This is a genomic window from Brevundimonas sp. (assembly GCF_031082345.1).
In the GTDB taxonomy this organism is placed as follows: domain Bacteria; phylum Pseudomonadota; class Alphaproteobacteria; order Caulobacterales; family Caulobacteraceae; genus Brevundimonas.
Genome location: NZ_JAVHLH010000392.1, coordinates 1 through 1,608, shown reverse-complemented (window position 1 = coordinate 1,608; position 1,608 = coordinate 1). Strand labels below are relative to the sequence as shown.

Genomic DNA, 1,608 nt, shown 5'->3' with positions numbered 1-1,608 from the left:
CCGTCGTCCTCGCCGACCGGTCGATCGCCGGCCTCGGCCCCGACGCCTGGGCCCGCCGCGCCGTCGCCCTCGCCACGGAGTTCGGCGCCACGGCCCTGGTGGCCGAGGTCAACCAGGGCGGCGACATGGTCCGCGCCGTGCTCAAGACCGCCGGCTGCACGCTGAAGATCCGCGAGGTCCACGCCACCCGCGGCAAATACGTCCGCGCCGAGCCCGTCGCCGCCCTCTACGAACAGGGCCGCATCCACCACGCCGGCCCCTTCGACGCCCTGGAGGAAGAGCTGATGGCCTTCGGCGGCGAGATGGAGGCGGCCGGCTCCCTCGACCGCGCCGACGCCCTTGTGTGGGCGATCACCGACCTGCTGGTCGACGCGCCGGACGGGGAGAGGGGGCCGAGGGTGCGGTGGGTGTGAGGGGGGCAGGCACCTGCGGTTGCGCGCAGAGCTGTGTTCGGCGACAAACTTCAACCGGAGGGGCGAGCCAATGAACATGTTTGGGCGGCATGCTGGATGGATCATCTTCGGCGTAGCGGTGGCTTGGTGGCTGGTCGTCGTGGCCTCGGGGGCGGGGTTCAATCCCACGGGCGTTTCCTGGAGCTTCGAGCGCACGGGCCAACTCGGCGATTCCTTCGGGATTATCAGCGCAGGTATGGCGGCGGTGGCCGCCTTCTTCGCCTTCCGCACCTATCAGCGGGCAGTAGCCGACAGCGTGAGGTTGGAGCGCCGCGCAGCAGAGCCATCGTTCCTGAACCTCATCGAACGCCGCTACGACGTACTTAACCGCATTCGTCACATCGCTATCAGCTACGACCAGATGAACTTCCCGCCGAGACCAATAGCAACGGAAACCACGGGACAAGCTGCGCTCGACAAAATGGCCGTCTCAATTCAGACGTTGCGGCGTGACCGTCCCGATGAGGCTCTCACGACGTTGTTCGACGGTGTGATTAACGAAGCCTTCGGCCTGTCGAACCACTTCCGCTTCAGCTATCATATTGTCGCGTATGCCGACCGGCAGTTCGGCGACCCAGCCCTGTCCGGCACGAAGGCAAATCCGGCTTATCCCTACGTCCGACTGCTTCGCGCGCAGGTTTCCGATAGCGAACTTCTGTTGATAGCCCTGAACTGTGTGGTGGGCGAGGGCCACGCGAAGTTCAAGGCGTTGGTTGAGCGATACGCCCTGCTTCACAACATGGCGGAGGCGGACATTGAGCTGTTCGGCCTTAGAGACAGCTTCGACCCCAAGGCGTTCGGCCTCGATGACGACATCGGCTCGGCCAATGGCGATTCGCCAGAGGACGCTTGAGGCCGCCGCGCGTCGCACCACCATGTTGGCTTGGCCCTCGGCGGCGAAATGGGCGCGGCGACGTCACCGGATTTGGCGGGATCTGAAGCTGTGGACTTCCCTTCGGGAGCCCGCCACGATCAACTAATGACTTCCAGCTCAAAATTTTCCGGAGCCGGCGCGTCGGCCGTCTCACGTATCGAAGAAGCGATCGATCGCCACTTGTCCAATTGCCCTTCGATCGAAGAATGGGAGGCTCTCAAGGCAACTGTCGACCTGGAAACGGTAGAGCAACTTGAGGATACCTTACGCGCCCCACTGTCC

1 protein-coding gene and 1 pseudogene are annotated in these 1,608 nt (G+C 64.3%); both read left to right on the top strand.

Translation table 11 applies throughout. The features are described from left to right. Positions 1-413: pseudogene (locus RDU12_RS15670) on the top strand (DNA-packaging protein); the annotation flags it as partial. 70 nt (positions 414-483) lie between these two features. Then, on the top strand, positions 484-1,305 hold the full coding sequence (locus tag RDU12_RS15665) for a putative phage abortive infection protein (RefSeq protein WP_308685591.1): 822 nt from the start codon (positions 484-486) through the stop codon (positions 1,303-1,305). Positions 1,306-1,608: the final 303 nt, after the last annotated feature.